We start from the raw sequence: 8,863 nt of genomic DNA on the forward strand, positions 1-8,863 counted from the left end.
AGTCACGACCATGATCATTTACGGAGTCACACTGCTGTCCGTCTGCACCCTGACGGGCATTACCATCGGCCAGATGCTCGGCAAGCTGATCGGCGTGCCGGCCAACGTCGGCGGCGTCGGGATCGCCATGATCCTGCTGATCCTCGCCGGCAGCTACCTCAACAAGCGGGGGCTGCTGGACGTCAAGACGGAACAGGGCGTCGAGTTCTGGAGCGCCATCTACATTCCCGTGGTCGTCGCGATGGCGGCCAAGCAGAACGTGATGGGCGCCCTGACCGGCGGCCCCATGGCCATCCTCGCCGGCGTCAGCGCCGTCGCCTGCGGCTTCGCCCTGGTGCCGATGCTGGACCGCCTGGGAAAGGATGAAAGCAAGACCAGCGCCGCTCCGGCCACCAACTCCTGAGGGTGACAGCAATGTACGAGTCTCTGCTGAAGGTTACCGATAAATACGATCTTATCGCCGCATTCGCCGTTATCGGCCTGACGATGTGGTTCTCCTACTGGGTCTCCGGACGCTTCACCCGTGGCCGCGTTCACGGCTCGGCGATCGCCATACTGCTGGGCCTGACGATGGCCTACCTCGGCGGCCTCTTTACCGGCGGCGAGAAAGGGGTGGTCGATATCCCGCTGCTCTCGGGCATCGGCCTGCTCGGCGGCTCGATGCTGCGTGACTTCGCCATCGTCGCCACCGGCTTCGGCGTCAATATCGACGAACTGAAACAGGCGGGCATCTCCGGCGTGATCGCACTGGTCATGGGCATCCTGTCCTCCTTCTTCGCCGGCGTCGCCATCGCCCTCGCCTTCGGCTACACCGACGCCGTCAGCCTGACCACCATCGGCGCGGGCGCCGTCACCTACATCGTCGGCCCGGTCACCGGTGCCGCCATCGGCGCGAGCTCCGAAGTGATCGCGCTGTCGATCGCCGCCGGACTGGTGAAGTCGATCCTGGTGATGGTCACCACGCCCTTCTTCGCCTCCCTGATCGGCCTGAACAACCCGCGCACCGCGGTGATCTTCGGCGGCCTGATGGGCACCTCGAGCGGCGTCGCCGCCGGGCTTGCCGCCACCGACCCGAAGCTGGTGCCCTACGGCTGCCTGACCGCCGCCTTCTACACCGCGCTGGGCTGCCTGCTGGGGCCGTCGCTGCTGTTCATCCTGATGCGCGGCATCATGGGCTGAACCCAGGCAAGTTGAATAATCAGGACATAGCCTTGCCCCTCCCGCGTCGCGGCAGGGGCTTTTTTGGGTTTCATCGCGCTTATGCGGGAAAAGCGTAAATCGTAGGATGGGGGGAACGACGCCTCGGTACGGCGTATCCGTCACTGCTGCGGCCAGGGCCGTCGTACAACCCATCTTGGGCGTCGCCGACTCATTGATGGGTTGCGCCGCGTCAACCTCGCTGAAAGCGTCAAACAGTGTGCCAATGCGGCTCCACCCATCCTACCGTTGCCGCGCCCCACTCCAAAGCCTGCACACCTCCGATGCTCAGCGATGGGTTGCCGTCAGCCGATGTCCGGAACCGGCACCAACAGGGCCGGATAACCGGACAACCGCCGCAGACCGCTTTGATGCGCGAGGATGTCGTTGATATCGGTCTCCCCCAGCTCCGGCAGCCAGTACCGGATATGCTCGAGAGCAGGATCGTAACGCCGCAGTTGCCAGTTCAAATCGAATCGCCGTCCCTGTCGCGGGTCCTGGCCGGCGCCGGCGATGTAGGCCCAGTTGCCCTGGTTGCTGGCAATGTCGAAATCGATCAGGTGGCGCTCGAAAAAGCGCGCGCCGAGGCGCCAGTCGAGGCCGAGCTGATGAATAAAGTAGCTCGCCAGGTTCTGCCGCATCCGGTTCGAGCAGTATCCCGTCGTCACCAGCTCCCTCAGGCCGGCATCGACCATCGGCACACCGGTACGGGACTCGCGCCAGGCACGCCAGTGCATCTCGTCGAACCGTGGCGCCGGAAGCGGCGCCGCCGCCAGGCCATCACGACAGAACAGCCGTTGCCCGAAGTGGCGCATGGACCAGTGAAAGAACTCGCGCCAGAGCAGCTCGAAGCGCAGCCAGTAGCGCTGATCGTTTTCACCATGCCGGGCCTCGTAGCGCCGGACCTGATGCCAGACCTCGCGCACCGACAGGCAGCCCCACGCCAGCCAGGCACTTAGCCTGCTGGCGAAGTCTTCTCCGATCAGCTGATTGCGGCTGTCGCGATAGTGGTCGATGGCGCGACGCCGCCACAGGTAACCGTCGAGGTGCTCGAGCCCCGCACGCTCGCCACCGGCGAAAGCGGATGCCGGGGTTTGAGAGAAATCGGGCCAGGCCGGCGGCGCCTCCAGCGGCACCGAGCCCTGCGTCAGCGACAGCGCCACTGCCGCGCACGGCTGGGGCGGCTCCAGCGCGGCCTCGACCCGGTGTCGGAAGGCGGTGAAGCTCGACGGCCAGTCGGCCAGCAGCGGTGCGATCTGTTCGGCATCGAACAGCGTCTGGTTCTCGACGGTCTCGATATCGATGCCCGCGCCGGCCAGCGCCGCAAGCCATTCGGCCTCCTCCGGCGCCTGGGCGGACTGGGTGATAAGCCGAAACTCGGACCGCCGGTGCCAGCGCGAAAGCAGCGCAACCGGATCACCGCACAGTACCCTCAGCGAAAGACCCGAACGGCGCAGCTGAGTATCGAGATCCTCGAGACTCTGGCGCAGAAAACGCGCCTTGGCGGCGCCGAGCCGGTCCAGGCCATGCCGGTCGGGCAGCAGCCAGTGTTCAGGCAGGATATAGACCACAGCCAGAGGTTCGCGCCGCGCCTGGGCCAGGCGAAAGGCCGGCTGATCGTGCAGCCTGAGGTCGTTGCGAAGCCAGATCAGCTGCATGATGGCGCCGCCTGATGCGCGGCGCCGCACCGCCGGGCGCGACGGCAGCGTTCGCTGCAGTAGCGCACCTCGTCCCAGCAGCGCCGCCACTTCCTGCGCCAGGCGAAGGGACGGCCGCAGCCGGCGCAGGTTTTCTCGGGCAAATGCGGCTTTCGGTGCGCCATGTCAAAGCTCGTCCAGGCGCGTCAGCAGATGCTCCGCGCGTTGCTGCAAGGCGTTTTTCTTGTCGTCCGCCATGCGCTCGTAGCTGCGATAGATCATGCGCATCCGCGGATTGGCGCGGAATTTATCGCGATGACGCGCGACGAAGTGCCAGTAAAGGCTGTTGAAAGGGCAGCTGTCGTTATCCGTTGCGGTCCTGACGCTGTACTCGCAGTGCCGGCAGTAGTCGGACATCCGGTTGATGTAGTTGCCGGACGCGCAATAGGGCTTGCTGCCGAGGTAGCCGCCATCGGCGTGCATCACCATCCCCAGGGTATTGGGCAGCTCGACCCAGTCGTAGGCATCGGCGTAGACCATCAGGTACCAGTCGCAGACATCCTGCGGCCTGATGCCGGCCAGCAGCGCGAAATTTCCGGTCACCATCAGCCGCTGGATATGGTGGGCGTAGGCATGATCGAAGGTGTTGCGAAAGCTCTCGCGCATGCAGGCCATGCCGGTTTCACCGTGCCAGTACATCGCCGGCAGCGCCCGCTCGTTGCCGAGCAGGTTCTGCTGCGCGTAATCCGGCATGCACAGCCAGTAGATGCCGCGCACGTATTCTCGCCAGCCGATGATCTGGCGGATGAAACCCTCCACCGCATTGAGCGGCGCATCGCCGCGCCAGTAGGCCTGCTCCGCCGCCTCGCAGACCTCCATTGGCGTCAGCAGCCCGCAATTGATGTAGGGCGAAAGAAGGCTGTGGAAAAGGAAGTCCTCACCGTACAGCATGGCGTCCTGGTAGTCGCCGAACCAGGGCAGACGCTGCGCGATAAAGTGCGCGAGCGCTTCCAGCGCCTGCGACCGGGTCGTGGCCCAGTCGAAGCGATCGAGACTGCCGGGGTGATCGGCAAAATGCGCCTCGACCAGGGCCAGCACTTCGTTGTCGATGCTATCGCGCCCGAACTCGAGCGCCGGCGGCAGCGGCGCCCCGCTGTCGTAGGCGCTGCGGTTGTCGGCATCGAAATTCCACTGCCCGCCCAGCGGGGCGCCATTCTCCATCAGCAGGCCGGTCTTGCGCCGCATTTCGCGGTAGAAAAACTCCATGCGCAGTTGGCGCCTGCCGCTCGCCCAGGCGGCGAACTCGCCGCTGCTGCAGACAAAGCGGTCGTCCTCGCAGAGCTGCACCGGTACGCCGAGGACAGACGACCAGTCGTGATCGATGGCCCGCTGAAGGCGATACTCGCCGCACCGGGTCAGGATCACCTCATCTGCCCCCTGTCGTGCTACCTGCTGTTGTAGTACCCCGATCAGGCTTTGCTGCGCGCAGTCAGGATCATAGGCGTGATAATCGACCTGCCAGCCCTGCTCCCCCAGTTCGGCGGCGAAATGACGCATGGCACTGAATATCAGCGCGATCTTCTGCTTGTGATGCCGCACATAGGTCGCCTCGTCGCGCACCTCTGCAAACAGCAACCGGTCGTGGACAGGATCAAGAACGCGGAGAGTGGCGAGGGAATGGCTGAGCTGGTCGCCGAGGATCAGGCCGATGCGCATGGGGAGTCCGATACAGAGTATTGAGCCCCGTTACGGGACCCGCCCCTTTTCGGTTCAGGCCTGGTGTGATGGTCGATACTGCGTAGGAGCCCGGTCTCCGGGCGAACCACTATCGCGCTATCCAAATAGCCCCATGGTCATTCGCTCGCGGAGCGAGCTCCTACAACGTACTGTCAGAACTTCTTTTCGTACCGGTGGCAGTATGGCACTTTGCCGGACTTCTCGTAGTAGTCCTGATGGTACTCCTCGGCGCGCCAGAACGGCGCCATCGGCAGCAGTTTGGTGACGACGTCGTAGCCCTTGGATTCGAGGATGTCGATCAGTTTCTGCGCGACCGCCTTCTCCTCGTCGTCATTGCAGAAGATCGCCGAGGCGTACTGCTCTCCGAGATCCGGCCCCTGGCCGTCGACCTGGGTCGGGTCGTGGATTTCGAAGAACAGCTTCGCCAGCGCCTCGAAGTCGACCTGTTTCGGATCGTAGCTGACCTCGACAACTTCCAGGTGCCCGGTGGTCTTGGCACAGACCTCGCGATAGCTCGGATCGTCCTTGTGACCGCCCATATAACCGGATACCACGGACACCACGCCCGCCTGCTGCTGCATCAGATGCTCGACACCCCAGAAGCAGCCGCCGGCGAAATAGGCTTTCTTCAGGCTGGTGCCGGCGCGGCGCGCGATCTCTTCGGCGCTGACGAAATTCATCGACACCGAGTTGACGCAGTGGCGCAGATTCTTGGCAGTCAGCATCTCGCCTTCGAAAACGTGACCGAGATGACCGCCGCAGTTGGCGCAGAGGATTTCGGTACGGCGCCCGTCAGCGTCGACTTCGCGGCGTATGGCGCCTTCGATCTCGTCGTCGAAACTCGGCCAGCCGCAGTGCGACGGGAACTTGTCCTGCGAGCGATACAGGGGGGCATTGCACTGCTTGCAGGTGTAGACCCCGGTTTCGAAGAAATCGTTGTACTTGCCGGTAAAGGGACGCTCGGTCCCCTTGTCGAGAATGATGTGCTTCTCTTCAGGCGTAAGATCGTTGTACGACATAAAAATACCCCTTGTTTGTTCTCGTCTCCGGTTGGGTTTATGGCCGCCGGAGCACAGTGCGCCCATTATCCATGAACCCGCAGACACCGCCAGAGGCATCGGGGTTCCCTGAAATACAGGATCACCCCAAGTCTACGGATCCGCTGAAGTATCGGAGCTGAATTTCGGGAAAGCATTCGCAGGGCGCTTAGTCACCTGGCGTGCAACTGGGGTCCCGGCCTGATAGCGCCTTGGGTGCAGGATGAATGTCGACTAGAGCGCTTCGGCACCCAGGCGGTACAGCTCCAGAAGCCAGCCCTGACGCCGGGTCTCGTCGGCGCTCTCGACGCGCCCCAGCAGGGTGGAGTTGACCGGATGAATGCCACAGAAGCCGAGGATATTGCGCCGCAGGTTTTTCAGGCCGTGGGCGCCGAAGTACCAGCGATAGACGAAAGCCGGCATGCCCATGGTCACCACCACCCGGGCGCTGCGGCCGCTGAGCTGCTTTTCCACGTTGCCGTTGTCATCGTAGGTAAAGGCGAAATCGGGCCGCAGCGTCTGCTCCAGAAACGCCTTCAGCACTGCGGGCATGGTGCCAAGCCAGAGCGGATAGAAAATCACCAGATGATTGGCCCAGCGGATCGCCTCCTGCGCCTCGGCGATCGCTTCAGGGGGTCTGTGCTCCTCGAAGTCGATCTTGGTGTGCAACCAGGGAAAATCGAGCCGGGCGACTTCGATCAGACGCACCTCGTGTCCGGCGGTACGGGCACCGTCGGCATAAGACTCGGCCAGAGCATATCCCAGATGCTGACGGTCCGGATCCGGATGCCCCTGAATGATGGTAATACGTTTCCCCATGGTCGTCGGTCGATCGTCCCTTCCGGCGCGCTGACAGCTATATCTTAGTCAACGGGATCGACAATGACACCAAGTGAAAACAGATATGGACGTCTATCAGAACCCTGTAGTAGCCCATTAATACCGCAAGGTGGCAACTACGCCGAGATCGCCATCGACGCCGCCGTAACGGACGGAAACCTGGTCACCGCACCGGCCTGGCCCGCGCATCCGGCCTGGCTGTCGCAGTTCATGGCTCTGCTAGCCGCTTGAGGCGGCATCCCTTGTCCGGGCCGCACTCCAGCCAGCCCGGGCTTTTTTATGGCTCTTTGCAGACTCGCGTGACTCCAGGGGCCAAAAGTAGGATGGGTGGAGCCGCATTGGCGCACTGTTTAACGCTTTCCGCGAGGTTGACGCGGCGTAACCCATCAATGTGTCGAGACTTGCACACGCCCAAGATGGGTTGCACGACGCCCTGGCCGCAGCAGTGACGGATATGCCGTACCAAGGCGTCGCTCCACCCATCCTACATAGCCAACGACTTGCCGCTGACCACTTGTCACTCAATGCCGCGCCCGGAAATGCCACTCACCCGGTGCCATCTCATTGCGCACCCCCTCCAGAATGGACGCATCGATGTCCGCGGCATCCAGATCGTAGAGCCCGCAAAGCGCCAGCGCCTTCTTGCGGTCGACGTTGGTGCCGAGATATTCGTACAGGACCCTGGTACAACAGGGCATGCGCTCACTGTTGTCAGACACGCCCAGTTTCAGACCCGTCAGACGCGACAGCCGGTTGCGAAAACTCGGAAACAGGATGGTCTGGGTGATTTCGTGGCAGTTCAGCGACTCGTAATCCAGCAGGAAGATACGGTCCGTTAGCAGATGCGCGATGCCGAGGTAACGGTTATGACAGGGAGCCTCTCCCGGGTGCGGCACCATGCGCTCGCTGCGCTGGTAATACACCCGCTCGTCGAGCTCCTCCAGGCATACCAGGGTTCGGATCAGTTTGCCGGGATTGGCCATCGACAGGTAATACTCGAAATAATATCCGAGATAGCGCTCGAGTCCCTCGCTGCCCCGCTGCGTCAGCCGGTCCAGGTGCGCAAGCTCGGGACGCGCCGGGGAGTCTGTGGAGCGGGACTTGGGGCGCACCTGCACCAGCCGCTGAAACTGACTGTGCGGCAGCAGGATCTCCTGCTCCTCGACCCCGAAGAACTCGCATAGTCGCCGCAAGGTGCCCGCCGACGGTTTGTAGCGCCCGCTCAGGTAACGGTTGAACTGCGGCCGGTTGATATCCAGACGCCGACAAACCTCGGCAATCGACTTGTAGTAGCTGCAGAGCAACCGCAGATTCTGGCCAAAATCTTCGTTCATTTATTATCCCGGTTCCCACATCACCCGCGGGTGCCGCCCCCCACGGCGAACGAGCGCGGCACCACGTTTGTTCGCGGCGAAATGCCGCTCCTACGCTATAGCGCCTTCCCGGCCGTCCGTAGGAGGCGCGCCTCGCGGCGAACAAAGCCGACACCGTGCCACATCATGCGCGGCGGGCCATTCGCGGCGGGGCGCCGCTCTACGCTATAGCGCCTTCCCGACCGTCCGTAGGAGGCGCGCCTCGCGGCGAACAAAGTCGGCACCGTGCCACATCATGTGTGGCGGGCCATTCGCGGCGGGGCGCCGGTCTTACGCTATAGCACCTACCCGACCGTCCGTAGCCGCGCCTCGCGGCGAACAAAGCCGGCACCGTGCCACATCATGCGCGGCGGGCCATTCGCGGCGGGGCGCCGCTCCTACGCTATAGCGCCTTCCCGGCCGTCCGTAGGAGCCGCGCCTCGCGGCGAACAAAGCCGACACCGTGCCACATCATGTGTGGCGGGCCATTCGCGGCGGGGCGCCGCTCCTACGCTATAGCGCCTTCCCGACCGTCCGTGGGAGCCGCGCCTCGCGGCGAACAAAGCCGACACCGTGCCACATCATGCGCGGCGGGCCATTCGCGGCGGGGCGCCCGCTCCTACGCTATAGCACCAACCCGACCGTCCGTAGCCGCGCCTCGCGGCGAACAAAGCCGGCACCGTGCCATCATGCGCGGCGATCCACACCACTCACCACTATCGCAGTCTGGCGCACTAATAAGCACCAGACTGCGCCATGCAACACCAATCCGTCAAATTCTTTAACCCCCACCCGCCCTGTTTTAATGGCTTCGCACCTCCCACAACAAAAACAGCGGAGAACCCCGATGCTGGATATTCTCAACGACATTCTCTGGGGCAAGGTTCTGATCGCGCTGCTGATCGCGGTCGGGATCGGCTTCACCGTCGCCTCGCGCTTCGTACAGTTTCGCTACTTCGGCCGGATGTTCCGGATCCTCAGCGCCAGCCAGGCGTTCCAGCGCGACAAGCATGGCCACCTGAGCTCCTTCCAGGCACTGCTGCTGTCGGTCGCCGGACGCGTC

Annotated in this window: 9 protein-coding genes and 1 pseudogene; 4 read left to right on the plus strand and 6 right to left on the minus strand. The window is 63.4% G+C overall.

Annotated elements, in window-relative coordinates:
* Positions 1 to 10 precede the first annotated feature (10 nt).
* Both madL and madM read left to right on the plus strand, forming a co-directional pair.
* Entirely contained in the window at positions 11 to 403 is a 393-nt protein-coding gene (gene madL, locus IEX85_RS18655) for a malonate transporter subunit MadL (protein WP_188862134.1), read from the plus strand.
* 11 nt (positions 404 to 414) lie between these two features.
* A complete protein-coding gene (gene madM, locus IEX85_RS18660; protein ID WP_188862135.1) occupies positions 415 to 1,179 on the plus strand; it encodes a malonate transporter subunit MadM in 765 nt (254 codons plus the stop codon).
* Positions 1,180 to 1,502: 323 nt separating this feature from the next.
* Here the strand turns inward: madM and IEX85_RS18665 are convergent, their stop codons facing one another.
* From IEX85_RS18665 to IEX85_RS18685, 5 genes are all read right to left on the minus strand, one after another.
* Entirely contained in the window at positions 1,503 to 2,855 is a 1,353-nt protein-coding gene (locus tag IEX85_RS18665; RefSeq protein WP_188862136.1) for a DASH family cryptochrome, read from the minus strand.
* Positions 2,846 to 3,019 (minus strand): DUF2256 domain-containing protein, encoded by a 174-nt coding sequence (locus IEX85_RS18670; RefSeq protein ID WP_188862137.1) that lies wholly within the window; start codon positions 3,017 to 3,019, stop codon positions 2,846 to 2,848. The genes IEX85_RS18665 and IEX85_RS18670 overlap by 10 nt, the downstream gene beginning before the upstream one ends.
* A gap of 1 nt (position 3,020) precedes the next feature.
* Positions 3,021 to 4,550: a cryptochrome/photolyase family protein gene (locus tag IEX85_RS18675; protein ID WP_188862138.1), complete on the minus strand. Its 1,530-nt coding sequence runs from the start codon at positions 4,548 to 4,550 to the stop codon at positions 3,021 to 3,023.
* 173 nt (positions 4,551 to 4,723) lie between these two features.
* Positions 4,724 to 5,590 carry a bifunctional methionine sulfoxide reductase B/A protein gene (locus tag IEX85_RS18680; protein WP_188862139.1) on the minus strand — a complete coding sequence of 289 codons (867 nt, stop codon included), beginning with the start codon at positions 5,588 to 5,590 and terminating at the stop codon, positions 4,724 to 4,726.
* Positions 5,591 to 5,842: 252 nt separating this feature from the next.
* Positions 5,843 to 6,427, minus strand: coding sequence for an NAD(P)H-dependent oxidoreductase (locus IEX85_RS18685; RefSeq protein ID WP_188862140.1), 585 nt, complete (start codon positions 6,425 to 6,427; stop codon positions 5,843 to 5,845).
* Positions 6,428 to 6,556: 129 nt separating this feature from the next.
* Here IEX85_RS18685 and IEX85_RS24060 point away from each other — a divergent pair.
* A pseudogene (locus IEX85_RS24060) lies at positions 6,557 to 6,679 on the plus strand (protease); the annotation flags it as partial.
* 290 nt (positions 6,680 to 6,969) lie between these two features.
* Here IEX85_RS24060 and IEX85_RS18690 read toward each other — a convergent pair.
* Complete coding sequence (locus tag IEX85_RS18690) at positions 6,970 to 7,782, minus strand: helix-turn-helix transcriptional regulator (protein WP_188862141.1); 813 nt, start codon at positions 7,780 to 7,782, stop codon at positions 6,970 to 6,972.
* An 865-nt stretch (positions 7,783 to 8,647) separates the two neighbouring features.
* On the opposite strand from IEX85_RS18690, the gene IEX85_RS18695 reads away from it, so the two are divergent.
* Positions 8,648 to 8,863: alanine:cation symporter family protein (locus IEX85_RS18695; RefSeq protein WP_188862142.1), on the plus strand; the 216-nt coding region annotated here is incomplete at its 3' end.

The sequence above is a fragment of the Marinobacterium nitratireducens genome (genome assembly GCF_014645375.1).
Lineage (GTDB): Bacteria > Pseudomonadota > Gammaproteobacteria > Pseudomonadales > Balneatricaceae > Marinobacterium_A > Marinobacterium_A nitratireducens.